Origin of the sequence: Citrobacter sp. wls757, from assembly GCF_005280935.1 — a bacterium.
Lineage (GTDB): Bacteria > Pseudomonadota > Gammaproteobacteria > Enterobacterales > Enterobacteriaceae > Citrobacter > Citrobacter portucalensis.
In genome coordinates this window covers 90,887-113,243 of record NZ_SZWU01000076.1, presented here as the reverse complement: position 1 = coordinate 113,243, position 22,357 = coordinate 90,887, and the positions used below count along the sequence as shown (strand labels likewise).

General features: G+C 36.9%; 21 protein-coding genes and 2 pseudogenes. 13 read left to right on the top strand and 10 right to left on the bottom strand.

The features are described from left to right. Window positions 1-213 precede the first annotated feature (213 nt). Window positions 214-1,488, top strand: coding sequence for an integrase arm-type DNA-binding domain-containing protein (locus FDW94_RS21020; RefSeq protein ID WP_137378205.1), 1,275 nt, complete (start codon window positions 214-216; stop codon window positions 1,486-1,488). A gap of 80 nt (window positions 1,489-1,568) precedes the next feature. After that, the gene (locus tag FDW94_RS21015) at window positions 1,569-3,533 is read left to right on the top strand and encodes an ATP-binding protein (RefSeq protein WP_137378204.1); all 1,965 of its coding nucleotides are present in this window, start codon (window positions 1,569-1,571) and stop codon (window positions 3,531-3,533) included. 516 nt (window positions 3,534-4,049) lie between these two features. On the opposite strand, the gene FDW94_RS21010 is transcribed toward FDW94_RS21015, so the two are convergent. Together FDW94_RS21010 and FDW94_RS21005 are read right to left on the bottom strand one after the other, a co-directional pair. Continuing rightward, entirely contained in the window at window positions 4,050-4,355 is a 306-nt protein-coding gene (locus FDW94_RS21010; protein WP_137378203.1) for a conjugal transfer protein TraD, read from the bottom strand. Further along, window positions 4,352-4,717: a hypothetical protein gene (locus FDW94_RS21005; protein WP_137378202.1), complete on the bottom strand. Its 366-nt coding sequence runs from the start codon at window positions 4,715-4,717 to the stop codon at window positions 4,352-4,354. Before FDW94_RS21005 ends, FDW94_RS21010 begins: the two co-directional genes overlap by 4 nt. 391 nt (window positions 4,718-5,108) lie before the next feature. Here FDW94_RS21005 and FDW94_RS21000 point away from each other — a divergent pair, with 391 nt between their 5' ends. After that, window positions 5,109-5,525 carry a hypothetical protein gene (locus tag FDW94_RS21000; protein WP_137378201.1) on the top strand — a complete coding sequence of 139 codons (417 nt, stop codon included), beginning with the start codon at window positions 5,109-5,111 and terminating at the stop codon, window positions 5,523-5,525. A 962-nt stretch (window positions 5,526-6,487) separates the two neighbouring features. Next, window positions 6,488-8,737: an EAL domain-containing protein gene (locus tag FDW94_RS20990; protein ID WP_137378199.1), complete on the top strand. Its 2,250-nt coding sequence runs from the start codon at window positions 6,488-6,490 to the stop codon at window positions 8,735-8,737. A gap of 635 nt (window positions 8,738-9,372) precedes the next feature. On the opposite strand, the gene FDW94_RS24575 is transcribed toward FDW94_RS20990, so the two are convergent. Together FDW94_RS24575 and FDW94_RS20980 are read right to left on the bottom strand one after the other, a co-directional pair. Further along, window positions 9,373-9,546, bottom strand: a complete 174-nt coding sequence (locus tag FDW94_RS24575) for a conjugal transfer protein TraD (RefSeq protein ID WP_349290473.1) — start codon at window positions 9,544-9,546, stop codon at window positions 9,373-9,375. Between the two features lie 180 nt (window positions 9,547-9,726). Then, a pseudogene (locus FDW94_RS20980) lies at window positions 9,727-9,909 on the bottom strand (hypothetical protein); the annotation flags it as partial. Window positions 9,910-10,294: 385 nt separating this feature from the next. Between FDW94_RS20980 and FDW94_RS20975 the strand changes: the two are divergent. Then, entirely contained in the window at window positions 10,295-10,879 is a 585-nt protein-coding gene (locus FDW94_RS20975) for a YkgJ family cysteine cluster protein (protein ID WP_137378198.1), read from the top strand. A gap of 29 nt (window positions 10,880-10,908) precedes the next feature. On the opposite strand, the gene FDW94_RS20970 is transcribed toward FDW94_RS20975, so the two are convergent. After that, on the bottom strand, window positions 10,909-11,172 hold the full coding sequence (locus FDW94_RS20970) for a hypothetical protein (protein ID WP_137378197.1): 264 nt from the start codon (window positions 11,170-11,172) through the stop codon (window positions 10,909-10,911). 219 nt (window positions 11,173-11,391) lie between these two features. On the opposite strand from FDW94_RS20970, the gene FDW94_RS20965 reads away from it, so the two are divergent. From FDW94_RS20965 to mobQ, 3 genes are all read left to right on the top strand, one after another. Beyond that, the gene (locus FDW94_RS20965) at window positions 11,392-12,246 is read left to right on the top strand and encodes an erythromycin esterase family protein (RefSeq protein ID WP_137378196.1); all 855 of its coding nucleotides are present in this window, start codon (window positions 11,392-11,394) and stop codon (window positions 12,244-12,246) included. 106 nt (window positions 12,247-12,352) lie between these two features. Next, the gene (locus FDW94_RS20960; RefSeq protein ID WP_137378195.1) at window positions 12,353-12,928 is read left to right on the top strand and encodes a GNAT family N-acetyltransferase; all 576 of its coding nucleotides are present in this window, start codon (window positions 12,353-12,355) and stop codon (window positions 12,926-12,928) included. 804 nt (window positions 12,929-13,732) lie between these two features. Further along, window positions 13,733-15,205, top strand: coding sequence for a MobQ family relaxase (gene mobQ, locus FDW94_RS20955; RefSeq protein ID WP_137378194.1), 1,473 nt, complete (start codon window positions 13,733-13,735; stop codon window positions 15,203-15,205). Window positions 15,206-15,272: 67 nt separating this feature from the next. Here the strand turns inward: mobQ and FDW94_RS20950 are convergent, their stop codons facing one another. Next, window positions 15,273-15,815: a shikimate kinase gene (locus tag FDW94_RS20950; protein ID WP_137378193.1), complete on the bottom strand. Its 543-nt coding sequence runs from the start codon at window positions 15,813-15,815 to the stop codon at window positions 15,273-15,275. Between the two features lie 185 nt (window positions 15,816-16,000). Here FDW94_RS20950 and FDW94_RS20945 point away from each other — a divergent pair, with 185 nt between their 5' ends. Continuing rightward, a complete protein-coding gene (locus tag FDW94_RS20945) occupies window positions 16,001-16,675 on the top strand; it encodes a class I SAM-dependent methyltransferase (protein WP_170974260.1) in 675 nt (224 codons plus the stop codon). Window positions 16,676-16,762: 87 nt separating this feature from the next. Further along, complete coding sequence (locus FDW94_RS20940) at window positions 16,763-17,155, top strand: cell envelope integrity TolA C-terminal domain-containing protein (protein WP_137378191.1); 393 nt, start codon at window positions 16,763-16,765, stop codon at window positions 17,153-17,155. 172 nt (window positions 17,156-17,327) lie between these two features. Here FDW94_RS20940 and FDW94_RS20935 read toward each other — a convergent pair. From FDW94_RS20935 to FDW94_RS20920, 4 genes and pseudogenes are all read right to left on the bottom strand, one after another. Then, window positions 17,328-17,602: pseudogene (locus tag FDW94_RS20935) on the bottom strand (hypothetical protein). Window positions 17,603-17,612: 10 nt separating this feature from the next. After that, window positions 17,613-18,164: a lipoprotein gene (locus FDW94_RS20930; protein ID WP_137378190.1), complete on the bottom strand. Its 552-nt coding sequence runs from the start codon at window positions 18,162-18,164 to the stop codon at window positions 17,613-17,615. Window positions 18,165-18,178: 14 nt separating this feature from the next. Further along, entirely contained in the window at window positions 18,179-18,745 is a 567-nt protein-coding gene (locus tag FDW94_RS20925; RefSeq protein WP_137378189.1) for a hypothetical protein, read from the bottom strand. A 580-nt stretch (window positions 18,746-19,325) separates the two neighbouring features. Beyond that, window positions 19,326-19,595 carry a hypothetical protein gene (locus FDW94_RS20920; RefSeq protein ID WP_137378188.1) on the bottom strand — a complete coding sequence of 90 codons (270 nt, stop codon included), beginning with the start codon at window positions 19,593-19,595 and terminating at the stop codon, window positions 19,326-19,328. A gap of 858 nt (window positions 19,596-20,453) precedes the next feature. On the opposite strand from FDW94_RS20920, the gene FDW94_RS20915 reads away from it, so the two are divergent. The 3 genes from FDW94_RS20915 (at window position 20,454) to FDW94_RS20905 (ending at window position 22,208) form a co-directional block, all read left to right on the top strand. Then, on the top strand, window positions 20,454-21,011 hold the full coding sequence (locus FDW94_RS20915; RefSeq protein WP_137378187.1) for a replication/maintenance protein RepL: 558 nt from the start codon (window positions 20,454-20,456) through the stop codon (window positions 21,009-21,011). Between the two features lie 153 nt (window positions 21,012-21,164). Beyond that, window positions 21,165-21,644, top strand: coding sequence for a DUF4756 family protein (locus tag FDW94_RS20910; RefSeq protein ID WP_137378186.1), 480 nt, complete (start codon window positions 21,165-21,167; stop codon window positions 21,642-21,644). Window positions 21,645-21,803: 159 nt separating this feature from the next. Beyond that, window positions 21,804-22,208, top strand: a complete 405-nt coding sequence (locus FDW94_RS20905) for an H-NS family nucleoid-associated regulatory protein (RefSeq protein WP_137378185.1) — start codon at window positions 21,804-21,806, stop codon at window positions 22,206-22,208. Window positions 22,209-22,357 lie beyond the last annotated feature (149 nt).

Here is a 22,357-nt window from a genome sequence, read left to right as displayed (position 1 = left end):
TATGTCACTGGTTCGAGTCCAGTCAGAGGAGCCAATTTAAGGGAAGCAGACGTTCACTGACGTCTGCTTTATGCATTTCTATCAATTGGTTACCCCCTTCTTCAGGTTCACCCTCGTTCACTAAAAACCACTCGCAGCCATACCCATTTGCTGGTAAAAATGTTGGTAATGGTAGTTCGATTGCGCTTTTACCAACAAACGGGGGATGCCGTTATGCCACTTACTGATACTAAAGTAAAAAACGCCAAGCCCCTCGATAAGGAATACAAGCTGACCGATGGCTTTGGTATGTTCCTTCGCATTACCCCCAAGGGTTCCAAATACTGGCAGATGGCCTACCGTTTCGAAGGGAAGCAAAAAATCTTCTCCATCGGTGTCTATCCTGCTGTTTCACTTGCTGATGCAAGACAACGCCGTGATGAAGCTAAAAGACTTCTTGCTCAAGGCACTGATCCTAACGCCAAGAAGCAAGCCGAAGTTAAAGAGCTGAAAGCCAAACGCGACAACACACGTTCTTTCAGGGCTGTTGCCAAGGCGTGGTTTGCTACCAAGAAAAAATGGTCAGAAGAGTATCATCATACCGTATTGACCCGACTTGAAATCTATATCTTCCCGGATATTGGCAATAAAGACGTTACGGAGTTAGATACCGGCGATTTGCTGGTTCCCATCAAAAAAGTTGAAGCCCTTGGTTATCTGGAAGTTGCCACACGGGTTAAACAATACGTGACCTCTATTTTGCGTTATGCCGTCCAGCAGCAGCTTATCCGCTATAACCCGGCTTACGATCTGGAAGGCTCCATTCAGAAATCAGAAACTGAACACCGTCCTGCTCTGGAGCTTGAAGAGATTCCGTTACTGCTTGAACGTATTGGTGCCTATAAAGGCCGCAGACTCACCACACTGGCGATTCAACTTAACCTGCTGGTATTTGTTCGTTCCAGTGAGCTACGCTTCGCCAGATGGTCAGAGATCGATTTCAAGAGCAAGCTGTGGGTTATCCCCGAACAGCGGGAAGTCATCGAAGGGGTGAAATATTCAGGCCGTGGCGCCAAGATGAAGCGTAAACATTTCATCCCTCTCTGCCGTCAGGCAATCATGTTGCTGGAAGAAATTAAACAGCTCACCTATGAAGATGGCAATGATGATGGTTTTATCTTCACGGGTAGCTATGACAGCTTTAAACCGATGAGTGAAAACACCATCAACAAGGCGCTACGTAAGATGGACTACGATACCCGACAGGACATTTGTGGTCATGGCTTCCGGACACTTGCCTGTAGTGCCTTAATTGAGTCCGGTTTGTGGTCAGAAGACGCTGTAGAGCTTCAAATGAGTCACAAGGAAAGCAATAGTGTCCGCGCCGCTTATACCCACAAAGCCAAACACCTTGACCAGCGCCGCCTGATGCTCCAATGGTGGGCTGATTATCTGGATGCGAACAGCAACGGTATGGTCAGGCCGTTTGAGTTTGCGCATGCTACATAATTTATCTTTTCACCAAGGCTGGTAGAAGCGCCAGATCATCCCGTATACTATTTCCAACAAAATATATACGGGATAATAAAATGAAGAACATTGATGTCATCCTTGGGAAAGATCATTTAGAAGATATTTCTTCTGCGAAACCAATTCCAGCAATAAAAGAAATCATATGGAATGCTTTTGATTCTAATTCATTAATAGTTAAAGTCCTATTTCATAAATACTCGAATACAAATACCATCGAGAAAGTTACTATTCAAGATCAAGGGGAGGGAATACCCCATCATAATGTATCATCATTGTTCGGTAGCCTTGGTGAATCTTGGAAGAAAGATGCAAAAAAAAATGGAGATCGTTCTTTACACGGTCAATATGGAAAAGGTCGTTTCAAGGCATTTTCTCTGGGAGAAATAGTCGTTTGGTCAACCTGTGTAGAGGATAAAGGGAAATATTTTAGATATTCAATAAAAGGAAATGCCAATAATATCAAACGATTTGAAATCAGTGAACCTTCAGAATCAAGTGATAACATAAAAGGCACTCAGGTTGAGATATTTAATTTAGCAAAACAAGCATCATCACTGGCGACAGATTCATCAAAAGAATCAATTACAAAAGAGTATGCGTTATATTTAACAGAATATCCTCATAAAAAGTTATTTTATGATAACGCATATATTACACCTTCTGATGTATGGCTTGATAAAAAAGAATACAATCTCGGAGATATTGAGATAGAATCAGCGCAAGAAAATGTATCTGTTTCAATAATAGAGTGGAAATTTAAAACGCCACGAGAAATTCATTACTGTGATGAAAATGGGTTTTCACTTTTCAACGAAAGCGCTGGGAAACTTGTTAGATCATATGGTGTTGATTTCACAGTATATATAAAGTCCCCGTTCATCAAGCGAAAGTTTGAAGAAAATGTTCTTTCGCTTGGTAGCTTAGAATCTGGTATTAAAGAGTTAAAAGATAAAGTCATTGATCTTTGTAAAAAACATTTCGTCAACAAGGAGTTCTTACAAAAAACAAAAATAGTGGATGAGTGGAAAGAGCAAAATATTTATCCATATGAACGCACACCGCAACCCGGAAGTATAGAGGAAGCAGAACAAAAAGTATTTAATATTTTAGCTGTGAATGTTGAAAGCTATTTAACGTCTTTTAGCAAATCTAATAATAACGTTAAAAAATTTACATTTAAATTACTATCTCAGGCTTTAAAAGATAATCCAAATTCCGTTAGAAAAATTCTATCTGAAGTATTAGTCATGAGTTCAGACGATCAGGACTCAATGGCTAAGTTATTAGAAAAAACAACTCTCCCTAATATTATTAAAGCATCACAAGTTGTATCAGATAGATTAAATTTCTTAACTGGACTGGAACAACTTTTATTTGATGATAAAACAAAAAAGAAGCTGTTAGAAAGAGATCAACTTCATAAACTTCTAGAAAACGAAGCATGGCTATTTAGAGAGGATTTCAACTTATCTCGTAGCGAAAATACCCTTAATCAAGTGCTACAATATCATGCTGATAAAATGGGTATCATTTATGATCCAGAGCTACCTGTTGTAAGAGAAGATGGTACGACAGGTAGGGTTGATTTACTACTTAGTAAAGCACGTCAGCCAAGAGAAGGCGAACTTGAACACTTAGTTGTTGAATTAAAAAGACCAACAAAAAAAATAGATTTATCCGTTATAAACCAAGTGAAAAGTTATGCTTATGCTGTTAGTAATGATGGCAGATTTGATAAACAGAACACAAAATGGGCTTTTGTAGCCGTATCTAATGAGATAGATCCTTTGGTTCAGGATGAAATATCTCAAGATGATCGTCCTTATGGACTACTGTATTCCAAAGGGAACGTATCAATATGGATATATACTTGGGGTGAGTTGATAGGGCAAGCACGTTCCAGACTGATGTTTTTTAGTAACTTATTAGATATTGATATTAATCGCGATTCAGCCACAAATTACTTAAAAGAAACTTACGCCAAGTTCATTCCAACTGAAATTAACGAACTTGAAGTTTAGGGTTAACTATTCAGAATAGTAACCCACAAAAAATATACAAATAATTATGTAAGAAATATTTATTATTTAGAATATTAGAAAAGGGCCTTCCGGCCCTTTCTTTTTCCCTTAAGGGAACTCTCCATTGGAGAGAATATATATCCCCATACTTGGGGCAACGCAATCAGCCCATTGGGCTGTAAACCACTCCCCATATATGGGGAAATCAGACACTTCATGAAGTGAATATTCTCAAGGAACTCTTATTAAATACGACATTGAATACTGATTGTCAAATATATTTAACTATTTTTGAAAAAATATTATCATAACAGCTAATTACGAATGACTTTAATCCGCTATGAAAAGTCTGGAGTATTAAACCGAGTTCCTGACACCTTATCTATCTTATATCTCATGTTATATTTCTGAATATCAGGACAAAGTATATGACGGCTTTTTATTATTATGATGGGGTCACTAACTCATTTTAATCGCCAGAACAAAAATTAATCTCACTTCGCTTTTATGAATATATCATTCTTGCCTACCCACCATATCCTCAAGAAATCTCTTCCCTCGTAATTTAATTCTTGCTTTAGCCTCCGCATTAATATTCGATGATTGTAATATCAGTCCTAATATTAACTCTTTATCCACCTCTTCTACTTTACAGCCCACAGCTTTAGCTACTTCAGCACCAAGAATGATCTTCAGCCGCGTCTCAGCACTCTTTGATAAAAATTTCTCTTTTGTCTTAAGGCGATTCAGTCGCATCTGCGCTGATGCTATTTTTTGCTTAATTGTTTTTTCAGTTCTTGGTCTTTTACTTTCATCACTCATACATTATCATCCTTACATAAAAAATAAGTAAATACTTCATCCACACCTTTCATGGCGAGAACATCACTGAACAGCAAAATGGACGTCGCCAGATTTCCCGCTTCATCTGATGGTATAGAGCTAAAGAACTCCATCACCTCTTCTTCCTCATGGTATCGTGTTATCGCATCAACTTGCATTTGCCATACACCAATCGTATACAGCCCAGCTTCGAAGTAAAACTGGAAATGTTCCATATCGGAACCAAAGTGTTCTATTACCGCTTCTCTATGTTTAGTCATAAATATATCAGTAATCTTTTCATAGCTGTTCTGTAAAATGTAGGTATCAATATTTAAAACGTAGTTCATTTGTTCACACATATTTATCTCCTTAGCTTGATATGTAATGAGTGAAATATCACCAAACAAGGTTAACGTCAAATTATGAACACAAAGTAAATACATTTACAGGCTCTAGATAACATTTAATTAATCTAGGTTTTTATGAAATCATTACAAAATTAATTAGTATGAAGTGGCTTACAGTTACGTTATGAATTTTTTGATTTATCATTTTCTTCTGTTTTGCCAAGATGTCGCCTTTAGGAAACGTAAACACCTCTTAGCTCCCAAAAATCATCAGCATGAAAATTATTCAGTTTCAAAGCATCGAGATTTCTTGTTATAACTGCATTAATCGCATGGTTATTGACGAGATTCTTCAGTGGATAAATTCATAAAAATTTGTAGTTCAGCACCAAGAATCACTTCTATGGCTGAATTTTTCAAACAAACGGCAGCCGGTGAAAACAATGTTCCTTGCCGCGCTATTACAGCAGATACTCGGATGTTTACGAAAACTTCCCAGATTCAATTTAGCAAACTATTATTGCGTAATAGTGGCGCATTTGTTAAACATTATTTTGCAAGCATTCCATATAGTCTTGAGGAAGAAAGTAGATTAGGAACTACTGTTTTAAACATCGCCAAGAGATATCTTGCCACTTTAAATGTATACTTTTTAGGTATGGCGGAGGGTGCAATGGCACGGACGATATCCCAGCTATCGAATGGCAAGATAAACACCCTGACAACAAGTCCCACAGAGGCAAACGAGAAAACTTTCTATGAGAATGGTACCTCACCTAATGCTTATTTCATTTACCACGATCTCCCGGTTCATTTATGAATTATCATACTTTTCTTACATTTAGTTTGGTCACGTTAACGCAGACTTTATCAGTGGGACCTGCGGTAAGTTTATTGTTAGTTAACTATTTAAATTCAGGGTTCAAAAGAACACTTCCATTAAGTATTGCTTTTCGAGTTGGAGAAGCAATTTCTCTACTAATAGCATTCCTCATAACCACTCTACTTCATTCTTCAGTAGTTTTATTTACTGTATTGAAAATCACTGGTGGTTTATACCTAACCTATTTAGGTGTAAAAGGATTTAGTACCTTCTTAAAGGATAGGAATTGTACGTTAACTTATTCAAATAAAAGAACAACAAGCTTATTCTATGCTTTTTTGGTTCCGATCATTAACCCGAAAGCACTTATTTACTTTTCAAGCTTTATCCCATCATTCATTGTAAACGATTCAGAGATTAGTTATGGATTTCAATTCCTAATGTTTAGTTGCACTTTCCTCATAATATCACTATTCTCTGATATGTGTTTTTTGGTTGTTGCAGCTAACGCCAAAAAGTTGATTGGAGATAAATTCACCTCGTTATTAACACTAACCAGTTCGGCATTTATTCTATTAACAGGGATAGTGTTTATTTATAAAGGAGCATTGTAAATTAGCAAATCGACGGCTATAAAAATATATATTTAAAGAATAAAATAGCCAACAATAATACATCGATTACATATTTCAAACACATAAAACAGAAACTATAAATCGATAGCATAAACCGATTGATAAACTTGAAATTAATTGCCATTAACTATCACAAAAATAATATTGAACGCTATAACCGATCAATACTATACTGCCAATAGAACGACGAACTTCTATATATACCTGCAAAAAAGATCTGTAGTTCTTTTTTTATAAAGTAAAGAGATAACTAATAAATGATAGAAACAATCCAGAAACACAAAAACCCATGATAACCAACAATATTAATGATGACAAATAGACATGATTACATCAAAAAACACAAAACAGCCTCTTCATAAAAGGAAGATAGTTCCATTAATTACTGGAGTGGCATTTTTTTGCTTACTAAAATTGGCTAATGTACTAGCAGGTGAAGTACAGTTCGATGGCACAACAGTACAATTATATGATCTGACCCTACCACTAATTTCAGCTTTACTCGTGTTATACAGAATAAGAGCGCTTCCTATACTTGGTGTTCTTTTTCTTCATTCCCTTTTATTTGAACCAATGCAGTCAACATTGTTACTGACATCGCAACTGCTGGCCGCAATAATTAGCCAGCTAATTTATAGCTTAAGAACTGGGAAGCTTGGTTCAGTTAGCTTTGGCCGTAGCGAGTTAACAACAAAACGTATTATGTGGCTCGTTTGCTGTAACTCAGTTCTTTTCTTACTATTTAACCACTTGCTACAAGCTAACTTCGCCCCTGCATCCTCCACAGAAATTTTCACGTCAATTAAGCTGATAAACTTTCAATGGATGATGAACTCATGTATAACAGGCATTCCATTTTGTTATCTTTTACTCCGATTTTGCCATAAACCAAAATGGGGAATATTATATCTACATAAAATTAAGGCAAGTATAAAAAGCGGACCAATAGCCTCATATCAGATCATTTGGGCTTTATCAATTATTGTAATTGCAAGTCTATTAATTTTTCAAAAGCATAACACTTTAATATTTAGTGATTACTCATTATTATGGTTGTTGCCAGTATTTGTCTGGGGAGCGCTTTACATTAGCCATGCTTTAATTAGCTGCGTTTGGGTAGTCACACTTACAATATTAAGTAACTTTGTTGATGGCTATATCCCACTCAAGAATCCATCTATAACTGATGACAACCTTCATAGTTTAATTACATCTTCGACATTAATGCTAATTTACTCATTAATGATTGTTGTTATAGGTGTTTTAGCTGAACATAATCGGAATAATGTTAGGCAACTTACAAGGATTTCTCGTTCCGAGCCGAATACTGGGTTGCAAAATTATTATGCACTTCTTAAAGACTTTAAAGCACATACAACAAAACTACTTTGCATGGTTAGGGCCACCGAACTGGATGAATTAGAAAAAATTTACGGCCCTGAATTTCGATTCAAATATGTAAAAGAATTGAGTTTTCAAATAATAAAGCACTTGAATTGTGAAAATGAGGAACAAGTATATTACACACCCGGACAAGGTATCATTATTCGACTAGATAAAAATATTAATATCATCGAACTTTATAAAATCATTAACAATTATCGATTCAAGTGGGAATGTATATCCTTAGGGATAAACTGTGGTTTAGCATATACTACTAATGATAAAATAATTCATAATTACTCAGAAATAATAAAGCTTTTAAATATCAACAGCCTTTTGTCATTGTCTAATGGTGAGCCAATTGTAATAGATACAGTAGATATGGTAGATACATTAGTCCCGGGAGATAGTATAGTAAGGCCGGGGATTATCCGTAATGCTCTACAACGAGCTATAGATAATAGGGCATTTTTATTGGTGGCACAGCCGATTGTGGCTACCGTACTAACTGCACAACCTATTATCTCTATAGATGGGAAAACTCACTACCATGAGATTCTTACTCGTTTAAAAACAGAAGATAACAAATTGATTTTCCCGGATACTTTTTTACCTCTAGCCCGAAATGCTGGTTTACTTCCTGCACTAGACCTAACAGTTATAGAGCAAACGTTTGAATTTATGAAATCCCGCGAAGGGACGGATCCTAATTGTTCTTTCTCCATAAACCTTACACCTGAAACGCTAGTTCAGCTAAGTTTTCTGGATAATGTTTTATTAATGTTTAAAAAATATAGCATTTCACCCAATCGCATAATTTTTGAAGTGATAGAATCTGAAATAATGGACGATGAGAATGTATCTTATACATTAAAAGGATTACGTGACATTGGTAGTAAAATCGCTATTGATGACTTTGGAACAGGTTCATCCAGCTATGAAAGATTACGAAACCTGAACGCTGACATATTAAAGATTGATGGTTCTTTTATAAAAAACATTATTACAGATCCATTTAGCTATCATGCAGTCAAATCATTTTGTGATATAGCAAAACTAAAAAATATGGAAATTGTAGCTGAATTTGTAGAGAACGAAGAAATAGCTAATATGCTAACAGGTATGGGTGTTGACTGGCTGCAAGGTTACTATATAGGAAAACCAGTACCTGTAGAAGTTGCGCAGTTATAATATTACTTTCTTGTTAGCATCCTTTAAAGGGTGCTAACAATCCTAACTGTAGGTATCTATACCTCTATTATAACGGAAATATTCAGATGCACATAGATAATCACGAAACAATTTGTTTGATACACTCCCCTGATTTAACAATGCTAAACTACCATGATGACTTATTAATTCGCACTGCATTTAATAGCAAATTATCTCAGCACTTAAAACCATTTATAAAAAATAATGAAAATTTATTCACTCACCGGACATGGACTACTTGTTTAATTAACACACTCAAATTAAATAAGACTTTAATTACTTTTTCAAATAGTGAACTCTTATGTATTCACATGGAATGGTTATCAGATTCTATTCCATTGTGGTATCGCACACAACAATGGAAAGATAGACTCAATAGCAGCCTATGATTTATTCATGATTCTGTCAGAAATAATTTATATTTCATTGAAAAATAACTGTCTTGAGCGTGTACTTTTAGATGATATAACGCATTGAACCATTTCACATTCAATAAAAATATGAAAATATGGTATACGTAAGATAATGATAACAGGAACTCAATTATCTAGTTCAACAGTTCACCGGTCTAAAAAAATTCAGCCCAGCTCATCGTTATGATATGAAAAAGATATTTACTTCGCAGACTTATTTATAACAGTATCAGTATAGACTTGCCCCTGTGTCCGACATAATTGAATATCGCTTTCTTCAAGCTTAGGTAGCGCAAGCAAAATCTTAAAGACCACAGCCTCATCAACTGCACTAATATCACACCCTAATACTTTGGCAACCTCTGCACCGAAAATAATCTGCTGTCGGGTATCTTGTTTTTAATTTGATGTTTCTTTTTAGCTTCCAAGAAGTATAAATGCTTCTGAGCTTAAGCAATTTGTTGTTTGATGTTCTTTGCTATCATAACTTTTTCCCTAATATTTATTTCTTTTTGAATAAGGGATATCAGCATAGTTATTACCACGGCTCAGTTATTTCTTGATTGACTTAATACGAGATTTAAACTGTTGCTTATTCTGGCTTTGCTTTGCTTGTTCCCTAATCCGGCTTACTATTTCTTCTGCTGCTAAATAGGCTTGTTCTGTATCAGTGTAGATACCATCATCGAGAAGTCTTTTTACTTCCCAGTCGATAGCTTCGTCATTATTTTTATACATAACATCTCCTTTTATTGCGATCAATTACTCCTTAACATATTATTGAACAATAACAATAGGCATTCTATTTTTATTTTATAAACCACAAACTCATTAATCCAATGTTTATACCCCACATTATTGCATTAACTCCCAGTAAAGTTAATGCTACTTCATCTAGCGTTCCAAGTCTCATACAATCTCCTTTGACGTTTTATTTCATTTAACCTATATCAGATAAAATGGCAAATTCCCTGATTCTTTTTGAATAGTGGAATATGAATCACAGTTTTATAAATCAACTTAAATAGAATTAGACCTTAACAAGATTCATCTCACAATCATCATTAATTATTGTAAGCTTCTCATATTTAATGCTCAGTCTTTAATTAAAGGATTTCTATAAATGAAAATTACCGATGATAGCGATTTAATAAAATCCAGACTCAAACGTTATAACCCTGCATTGGTTGGCTCTAAAATGGCAGGGCCAAAAGATTATGATATCAACGTGCTTAACAAATTGGTTGATAAATTCATATCAAGCAAAAGTGACACTGAAAGAACGCAGTTTTTACTTGATTTATCAGATGAGATTCGCATACAAGAAGGGGTTCCTGCATACTCGGTCTGCCAACAAGGTTGTGCCCATTGCTGCAAAATCCCAGTATCTGTAACAGCTGTTGAAGCAATATTAATCGGAGAATATACAGGCAAGAAAGCAAAAGAAATAGTTGAAATAGAACCAGCACTGGATAAATATGATTACTGCCCCTTTTTGGATAGAACTACTGCAAGCTGTTCAATTTACAAAGTCAGACCTCTCCATTGTAGAAATTTTCATTCTTTTGATCATTATGATTATTGTAAAACACCAGACGTTGACCATTTGATATTCATGACAACATCGAATGAGAGATTAACTGATCTTCTTGATATGCTAATCACCGCTAGTAAGGGTTATTCAGCTGACATTCGCGAATGGTTTTAATAATTATAGGTATCATGTTAAAATGATACCTATAGTCTACCAATGTTCAATTTCCCATCAATCATCTTGCAGATGATATTAATATATTTATTCTTTTCCTTTTCATTTTTATCGAACCCTAAGATATACATAGTCATTATTTTTTTGATCTCCATGCCAGAAACCTCTGATGAAAAACCGTCCTCATTATGAAGATTTATAAATTCTTCGCTCATTATTAAGTTTAAAAACTTAATGGCTACATTTATATCATTATACCCCATTTCATCTAACCCTATATTTTTTGTTTTCATCTTACTCTCCATTTGTTAATATTTATTTGTTATATCATTCTCGCTTATATAGTCAAATTTAACACATTAGATATCGCCCCACCCACCCGACACTGGTCGCTAGAAAAAAAACCACAACTACTGAAAAAAGTTACTCTTTAACAAAATAGTGTTGGCATTGCTTTAATAGATTAATTCATTTATGATGAAAAATATAAATGTCTCGATTGGTTATAAAAAATGAAAGCTCTTGATTATGATATAAACCATCATCAGATTATTTTTATTGGAGAGTCCATACACGGAGTTTCCCAATTCACCTTATTCAAACATCAGTTTATGAAAAAGCACGTTGACAAAAACTGGATTTGTTTATTTGAAGCTGATTATCTTGGTATGAAGTTGTCTCGATCTCAGGGAGATTGTGCTAATAAAATATTACTGAATTTTCCGTTAGTGATGAGAACACGAGAAACATTCGATCTTTTAACTTGGTTAGTTGAACATGATATTCCATATCACGGTATTGATAATATACCAAGAAGATTATTATCTGATTACCCGGTTGATTGGTTGTCAATAAAATCCGAACAAGATCTGGAATATCAGAAGCTAAAAATCACTAACAACCTTTTTGAATGGAGAGAGGAGGAAATGGCAAAAAACATCACCAATACAATAGGTATTTACGGTAAAAATAATAAAGCACTTATTATGCTTCACAATATGCATATTAAAAACAAAGGAAGTCACGAGAACAGTAATCTACGATTGAGGTCAGTAAAAGAAAGAATTGATGCACGTTTACGCAAAAAAAGTATCTCTATAGCTCAAGTTGCTCTTCGTGGAAGCGCTATTAATAACGATCTTACCCCATTTCATTTTTGTATCAATGACGCACAGTCAGTTGAATCATTCGCTATTAATTCAGACAATATTTACAACATCCACTCAGCAACAGATTTGCCAAATGAAGCTGTTGCATATCATCATGCTTTTGAAAAAGAGAATATTTCAGCAAAAGAACAGTATGAATGGATTATTGTTTTTAGGGATGTCACCCCTCCTAAACAAAATTTCACTGATAGCAATTAATTACTATGCAGATATCAGGGATTGGCTAGAATGATGACATTACAAGACTCCTTAAACTGCTTGAATTTGCTCAAAGAGAAGCTTAGAGTTGAAACAAGAATGTTTGATGCCGACCTTAACCGACAATTTCATGAAACAGACCATGTTAGTTCAGCACATAGTTACGGAGAGGTTGTTACTCCGCCCTCTTGAATTGAGTGATGCCACAACTATAGAGCATCTGGCTGGTGATCCCCTAATCTCGATGTGGACGTCCAGCTTTACGACGCCTTTCAGTCATCAACAGAGTATCCGCTGGGTAAACAACTCTATTATTGCAATGAATTCGGGCTACTCCATTATTTTAGCCATAACAGTGAAAAAAAGGAGACACCTCATTGGCGTAGTAAGCTTAAGGTTTTCTGAAAATGAGATCCCGCAGCTGGGGTACTGGCTTGGGACGGAATATCAGGGAAAAGGTTATTGCACGGAAGCAGTCAATGCAGTTATTGAATACGGTTTTGACCAGCTTGAATTACCGGAAATAATGGCCCGTTGTGCAGACAACAACACAGCATCAAAAGGTGTGATGCTTCGTTGTGGAATGCAGAAAATCATGGAAACCCCTTCTATAAAAATCATTAAGGATATTCCAGTAGCGCTAATCAGCTACAGTAAAAAACATCCTACACAATCTGGATAGCAGATTATCGATAACTCAAGTTTAATGTCTCTTACCGCAAACCTTCAGAAATATATTCTAGCGCTGGTAGGACACGCAGCGCAAGATGATTGTTCCAAACAATCAGTAGCTGAACAGGCTTGCCCTGTTAATGATGGGATTTATCCCGAAAAAATGGTGTTTTGGTTTTAAAAATATGATGCCAGTAAGCTCAAAATAAAAACAAGCAACACATACCAGTGCAATCACTAACGTTAATTATCTGATACTCTCCGCGTTACTTATTTTATTAAATCAATAAAAACTATTTCACCTATTGCTTTTAAACTCTGATTTCTGAATTTAGCCTGTGAATTGTGCAACACATAAAAGCATCGGTTATTTTCGCCATTTCATCTATATTACGCTTTCCCGCCTTACGGCGGGAGTGAAAAACACTTCTTTTGCCCTTACGGGCGCTATCTAAAACACAAATATCTAACATTATTATCCTACCTCAGCCGTTCATCCGATTCCTGCCCTGTTAAGTTCACAGATATTAAAACTAGTGCTATTAATTAAGGGTAAGAAAACTTTTTACATTGTCGTTATTTTTAGCTCCGTCAGGAGATATAAAAATAAAGCAATGCCCACCTATACACTCACTTCGTGAGCGTGTGGGGTCTACCGACGGTTGCCTGCCGCAGGCTAACACCGTTTCCTTCGGAAACAAGGTCAACGTCAACACCAGAGTTTTTCTTACGAAAAACTAAAATCCGCATAGTTATATTTAAGATTTATATTTTGGTTTGATATTTAAATTTATATTGAGGTTGTTTTTATTGTATGGCTATTTTTCATCTTGATTTTAAAATTGTGAAACGTTCAGAAGGCAGGTCTTCCGTTGCGAAAGCTGCTTACCATGCTCGTTGCAAAATCACAGATGAAAGAACAGGTGATACGTATGATTATAGCCGCCGTACTGATTTATATGGGCATTTCATATTAGCTCCCGCCAATGCCCCAGAATACATAGTAAAAGACTCTACAGCATTGTGGAATGAAGTTGAAAGCGTTGAGCGCCAACACAACGGTCAAACATCCCGTTATTTCAATGTTGCTATTCCTGCCGAGTTAAACAATGATGACAAGAAAAAACTTGTCCTTGAATATTGTCAAAAAAATTTCGTTGAAAAAGGCATGATTGCTGACATCGCTTTCCATGATCTTGATAGTGATAATCCTCATGCTCACGTCATGTTGACATTAAAAACCATAGGCCCGGAAGGTTTTGGTAAAAAAGAAAGAAGCTGGAATGACAGAAAAATGTCCGTTCTTTGGCGTGAGTCATGGGCATCGATGGCTAACAGCTATCTCGCTGCCGCTGGCTCGTCAGAACGTATTGACCATCGCTCTCTCCAAGCCCAGCATGAGGAAGCATTAGAGAAAGCAGCGGTTGCTCTGGATAATGAAGAAAAAGCGCTATGGCTTGCTAAAGCCGCCGAAACAAACCGCCCTGCAATGAAACGTACCCACAGTGCCAAATGGCGTAGTAAGGCTGCTCAGGGGCAAAGGGCCGCAGAACAGGCTGTTCGTGATGCAGCGAAGCAGGAAGCAGTTGAAGTCTACAAAACATTCAGTGAACTTGATCTTGAAATCGTCGTTGATGTTAGAAGCTTTACGATTACACATCTTGCTGAACCCGAAGAGATCATTCGTCCTGACTACCCGGCAACAACAAAGCAGCAGCCTGTTCTTACAGCATCTGAACCATACAGAAGGCCAGCCGTAGAATCTTACCTTAATCCAAACAAGATAAGTAAGGTTGGTTTGGCAGGAGAAGGAACTCCCGTTCAGGTTGCTCCTGAACCGAATAAATCCACTAAGCTGATAACACCTTCTTCCGGAAAAGCCGGAGCGATAAACCGCGCTCCCATGAGCAATAGAAAGCAGGTTAAACCCCGTCAGATTGGCATATTTAAGCGTTTCACCACCTATATCGTCGATTTTTTCAAAGAGAAATTCATCTGGGCCAAGAAAAAGCCAGCCCATGTTCCCGTTGATGCTGAACACGATAAGCGTATTGCTGAAAACTATGTCTTTGATGAAGTGCAGGGTATCTATGTTCCACGCTATGCACATGAGGAACGAGCAAGATTTAACACTGATGACTACAAACCAACAAAAGATGAAATCACTCGTTTCCCAAGCCGTCCTAAATACGAACCACATAATGCCGATCAGAACGTGGCTCCTGTACCATCTCTAAACTCCAGAAAAAGTAACCCCCTGAGACCACAACCTCCGGGTTATTGGTAATGATGGCGGCATTTCAACTGGACTACTTCAACCTGTGTCTTCCGGGTATGGCAGCAAAGCTAGTTTGTTAAGCTGAACGCTTACCAAGTTCACTTGCTATTTTAGCCGCTATATATTCAGGTTTTTCCATTGAAAAAATTTTTAAATTTCCCATATCAACATAATCATTAAATCTTTGACTGAATTTCTCCTCTTCTTTCTCTCTCAACAAAGAAAAACCCCGATTAAGTTGTCTATCTATGATACATTTCATAGCTTCATCATAATTCTGGGAGGGCATTACTAATACAGAGAAACCACTTTCACTCACTACTTTCTTATTATCCTCCACTATATCTGCACGAACATTTGTAGATAAAAAACCTGAAGATAGAATAAATAACACATCGTGCTGGCAATATTCAATCATTAATTTTTTCAGCAATGCAGAATTCTTCTCAAGATAGGCTTCATAACCATGCAACTTTATATACTCTCTAATGTTAGAGATTCTTTCACAAAATTCGCTGTCAAGATCTATCTCAATATATCCGAGCATATCAGACAGGATTTTACCAACTGTACTTTTACCCGCGCCTCCAAGCCCTATCAAAAAAATACAATCTGCCATATGTTTTCCATCATCATTAAAATCACCACATATATACTACAACCTCAAAGGTTAAATATCTTGTTTATTTTGATATGAGAACACATGTTTTGATAAAAAATGTGAAATAAGTCATGCAGTTTAATGATTAGCCACGGTATTATAAATCAATTTTAATCATGGGGCTAAAACGAGGATGTTCAAATATGAACAATGATGATACGTATGAAAAAAAATATCGGATATTGCGCCAGCAAAATCTTGATGCTTGGACAGGTGAAGGATACGCAAGAGCGTGGGAGCAACTGAATCATATTTTTGATATGCTTAACAAAAAAAATCTTTTCCCGGCACCACCTGCAAAATTTCTTGAACTTGGTTGTGGCAATGCAGCGATGTCTTCGCAACTGATGGCGCAAAAAGGTTATGATATTTACGGCATCGACATATCCCCAACAGCAATTATATGGGCTAATGAGCGATTTTCATCATTAAACCTGAAAGGTAGTTTTTATGTTGATAATGTTTGCAATATTTCTCATTTCCCCTCCGAAAGCTTTGATATTATTTATGACGGAAGTTGCTTACATTGCATCATTGGAGAAGACAGATTAACTTGCTTCGCGGAAATGAAACGTCTGATTAAATCAGATGGTATTTTAATAATATCTACAATGTGTGGTCTCCCTAAGCAGCAAGAAGATATTAACAACTATGACCTTGAGAGTTATCAACTCTATCATGAAGGTCAACCATGGCGTACATTAAAACCTCTTGACTGTCTCAAGGAAGAAATAACTAACTCAGGATTTTCTATCAATTATATTCATGTTAATGAAAATCCTTGGTGGGATCATGCTACTATTGCTTGTAAAAAATAAATAATAGTTTTATTGATATCTGTATATAGTTCTCTAAAATGACATTAATATAATTTCTTTTTTATATTTGTTAGCAGGATAAGAAATATGAACAAACCATTAACCATACTGGCTTTAGTCGTTTCTGTCACTGGCTGCGCACCACTTCATCCAGCTGATTGCCATAAAACAACAGCTCTCGGCAGTTGTAGCTCCGGTCGTTTCACCGATAATGATGAATATGGAAAACAGGCCAGAGCGATTAAAGATGCTATCGAATCACAACTTGCTCAAAGGTATGTTTGGTCTGGTAAAAAGTGTATATTGCATTTAGATTTTGCTTATGATGGAAAACTTAAAAACATTGAAGTAAGGGATGGCAATAAGCATTATTGTGCTGCATTAAAAGTTGCGGCAGAGCAGGCAACATTTTCACCATTCCCGAACGAGAGCATATACAATGCTTTCGCGGAATCCCGATTCAATATCCAAGGGGAATGATCAATTTAAAAGTTAACCTCACAGCATCAACTGATAATAGAGGCTTTTCGTTCAAAATAGAATAAACCAAAGTTATAATATTAAGTTTCAAACATCAATCGCATATTCATATAAAACTGCATATAATTCAACAAGGGCCATGAGAAGAACATAGCCCTTTCCATTTTAAAAGCTACATCCTTCGCCTGAACACAACATTATCAGAGAAAATTGCCTTACCTGCGACAAACCCAACAGCGGCAATTATTGGCAGGCTGATAGTAGCTCCCGCGATGCCTGTCGACATTCCGATCAGGATAGACAGGCCGAATGTAAGTAAGATAACCACAGCAGCATACCAGCCGGGGAAGGTCCATACAGAACAGTCGCCATGCAGCCGGTGCAAACGTGAACACCTCTTTGACTTTCTTTCAGGCAAAACGGACACTGGATAGTTTTGTTTTCCATGATAGACCCCTTAGATCGCTTTCCAGCCATTGCTGGTTTTAACAAGAGTAATCATGCTCTCTTCAGGTTCATTCATACCCTTGACGCTGGAGAACGCTTTTTTGTCCACCCATGAAGGAACATCCGCCAACTTCCATGTATAAGACACGCGAACAACTTTCTGATTACCATTTCCCGGTTCGGTCCATTCTTTTATCTCAGCAACAGCACGATGACCTACACAAGCACCTTGCTCACGATCCCAAAACTCAACCTCTTGGCCTTTGTCTGTTACTTCCAGAACATCAACACTGCCAAAGCCATTAGGTTGCTGCGAAACAGTAAGCAGCCCTTGTTCAGCAAGTCCTTTCAGGATTCCATCACTGGCACTGTATCCGGCAGAACGATAGCCGTGATTGACCCGGATGGGGAAGCCCTTATTGAACACAATGTCATTGTCCTGCAAGGAGTAGCACAGCTTTGATTGCGATATTTTCGCGTTGATCGCCTTCTCAAGATCGCCTTTTTCACCGCAGCCTGATAACAACACGGCAAGACCCGCAATGGCTAAAAATTTACGCATAGTTCTTATCCCTTCTAATGACTAATGGTGCCGTTTCTCAATACAACCAGACGAACTGGCATATCGGCGTTGTTGACGGTAGCGAACCCACGGACTTCGAAATTGTTTACTGTTCCGGTGACGCTGACTTTCTGGCCTTTCTTATAGGTAAGAACTGCATCATCAATACCAGAGTAGTAATCCAGCCAGACCATCCCGCCGCAGTAGCTGGTATCAGAGGTTTTAAATAAAAGGTAATAATTAGGGGCTGACTTAGGCATTCCCGTCATCATATCGCTGGCACTTCTGCCCTTCGTAACCTCGAGAACAGTGGCATTGGTGATAGAGATCCTTTTGCCTGTCCATTTTTTTTCTGCTGCCATTGCGTTTTCTTCATAGTCTTTGCAGACAGCACCAAGGCCAGATACAGACGATACCGGGCCAAGGTTTTGAATGGTGGCAGTTCCCTCCAGCGCTTTACCTACTGAAGACAACGAAGAACTGATTGCTCCATTAACTGTATTCACGCCATCGTTGAGCTGCTGGCAGCCAGAAAGAAACACCAGAGAGACCGCCAGTGGTAAGAAGTTATGTCCTTTCATCTATTCCTCAAGGATTTAGTCAGATTCGTATGCCCCAATCCCGGCGCACTGACCTGTAGATCAGGAGTTATCGTCTAATCAATTGATAGGATTGAATTATTTTTGTTGTTCGTCATATCGTTTAAATCGATCGATAAAAATCAATTGATAGGCAATAACTATTAAACACATATAATCGATCGATATAAACAATTAAAGCATCGATCAATAATCAGATTTCAATCGATTAAAGCTATCAATATTGATTTATCGATCTTTTGTATCAATTGATTGGGGGGGGTAATGGGAAATGTTCGATAGCCACAGTTGGCGTGCATTATCTAAATGATCAAGGGATAAGGAATGAAGCAGCACACATGATTTGTTCTGATACTTTTATAGGTGGAACAAAACCTGTCTACAGCGATCTGAAGCAGAGGAAAATGTCACAGACTTGACCTAAGCCGACATGGCATAGCTTATAGCCCTGTTGCTCGGTGATGAACACACGAGTTTTATCACTTACCGATTTCTGATTTTACTTAAAAAGTAATATTTTTCATGAAGTTAACATTATAACAGCAGCAGTGGGATGTTCAGGTTAGAGCATTAATGATTTTACGGTTTCTTCACTGATCTGACTGAGTTCAGAAATCAATCTCCTGTAGCTACTTACCATTCGCTCCCTATCCAAATCGCCTTCGGCCTCTGACAGGAAGAAATAACCGTAATCTTTAATATTGATGTTTTCGCTGTTTTCCAGTGTAAGCTTTATCCCATTTTTATTTTCTTCTATATCGTTTACGATACACGTCATAAAAGGGATGTTTTCATTTGATTTAAAGATACTTATTGTTTTTATGTATTTCATTACATGCCTTCCTTATTTTGTCTGTTATGTAATTAAATACCATTTATCGCTGATGAAAATCAAATTTAACTCACCATGCGCAACATGGATTACTTCTTTGTTATTATTCTTTTTGAATAAAATATTTATCTTATGAGCTAACGCTCATGTGCTGCCGCACGGCTACGCCCTAACACTGATATGAAATGAGATTTAATGTTCAAAGTATTATACTAAAATCGAAAACAGATCCTGTGCCTGCACATATGATCTTACTACCGACATATAGCATTTGCTCTTAAACCTATAGTAAAACTATATTTTCAGCAGCAGCACTTCGTGATTGTTCAAAACAATCACATTGCTGGAACAGGGTTCATCCCTGTTGATGATGGATTTATCCATGAAGAATTTCGGCGGTAGCCGCAGTGACGTAAAGGAAAAACAATTTCATCTTTACTAAGATATCAGCAGCGCTTAGTGATTGTTTGAAACAATCACTTCGCTGAGATATAAATTGAAGAGAGATAAACAATGCAATAAAAAGTAAAACTATACCCCTAAAATGCCTCTGTATAGTTGTTCTCAGCTTCGCTAATTTAATAATGAAGAAGAAAAATGCGCTCAGGCCAGCTATAGCTTGAAACCAAGTACCGACATCCGGGAGTTAAAGTCCCGAATCCCGGTACTTAAGTTGATAAGTATTCTCAAATAAAAATGATAAAGTGTTATTTATATATATTCTGTAGCACTACAAGTTTCACAAGTAAAAACATTAAGTGTTAGTTAATCTTAAAAATATAAACTTTAAATATTGACTTGTACGCAAATTATAGTATTTACTTAAATGTATAACTAAAAAATAAAGGAGTAAATACCATGATAGAAAATAAGATACAAACTGAAGTAAAGAAATCAAGAAGAGGTCTCCCACGTCATACTAAAAACCCATTTCTTAATGATACGAGTCTACATACAAAAACTGGCGTCAGACGTATTACTACAGGAAAAGATCGATTAGCATTAGTTAATGAAAATACTGGAGAGCAAGTTGGTAATGGCGGTTTCTATCAGGCTATGGAGATAGATAAGACACAGTTCGTGAAACTTTATGTTGACGGAGTATCGGCTATCGAAGGACTTTCTTCATCGGGTAAAAAAGTTTTCAAGATCCTTTATCTTGCTATCAGAGATAATAAGGATACTGATACTATTTTGATGTCATACGATATTGTTGAACAAGATGTAGTGAAAATATCAAGAACAACATATTTCAAAGGAATGAAAGAACTTGCTGACAAGAAGTTTATCGCAGAGACCATGATACAGAACTATTATTTTATTAATCCAGACTATATGTTTAATGGTGATCGTTTAACTTTCATGAAAACTTATTACTTGAAGGACAAAAAGAAAATAGTGAATAATAAAAATTAATTACCAGCGGGAAAACAGGCTAAAAAAATCGCCGTAATAAACCACGATTGCATTAAAGGTATTTTCTTGCCAAGAGAGCTAAAGAGCTAATTTTACACTAACACCATATCTCGTAATATAAAATATCCACTATTTTTATTAACGAGGTTTTATATGAGAAAAGTAAAAACAGACAACAGTGACTTAATCGAATACGTAAACACAGTCAAAGAACTAAAAAATCATATTTCGATAGAAGAATACAGAAATGAATATCGCAAACTGCGTTCCGATGACATTCCATTGGCTCAGGCTCAAAAATTTAAGTCTGCACATACCGAACTTCGCAAACTTGATAAAAGGAGAGAATCTCTTATTGAATGCTTTATTGATGAATTAAATCCCATCAGCAGTTCAAAAGCTAACACATCAGCGAAGTCATCAGGTAATCTTGAATTATGTCAAGAACGTTCTTTATACCGCAAGGCAATTTCAGAAAAAAGCGATGACGAAATAGTAGCCTTGGTGATAAAACAGCGTACAGAAGCTGCTGTTGAGTTTCAGCGCTCTGTTGAACAGAGTCTTGAACAACTCTCCCAAATCTCATCAGAGTTCGAACCATCAAGCCAAAAACGCAGGAAAATGTTTTTTTGAAGAACTACTCAATGTTATACGTGTCAAATGGGATGTTTTAAGATTGCTTAACCGACAATATTTACTATATTATTGACTGGCCGGTATTTTTTGACTGTTCAACAACACCGCCTACATTCTTTTATTAAACACCCATTTTAAAACACCGGATGACATACTATGAGTGAAGCTCTCAAGGCACTGAACAATATTCGTACACTTCGCGCACAGGCCCGTGAAACTGATCTGGCAACGCTTGAAGAGATGCTGGAAAAGTTAACAGCAATCGTTGAAGATCGTCGTGAGGAAGAAAGTGCCGTCCGTAAAGAACAAGAAGAACGTCAGGCTAAGCTTGAAGCCTTCCGCCAGAAACTGTTAGAAGATGGTATTGATCCAGCAGAACTCCTTGCTGCTGTTGGCTCATCTCAGCCTAAAGCCAAATCGACTCGTGCTCCACGCCCTGCTAAATACAAATATACAGATGAAAACGGTAATGAGCAGACTTGGACAGGTCAGGGCCGAACTCCTAAAGCAATCACTGCTGCTATCGAAGCAGGTAAAACACTGGAAGACTTTGCGATCTAATCACTCTAAAACCGTCAATCTGATTTGGCGGTTTTTATTATGATGTGTATCGGCAAATAGTAATTTCCGACCACATCCCCGCAGTTGCCTACGGCATCCCCCTGTCAATCCGCCGCCATCATTCCTGCATACGACATGGTTTTCGCAAA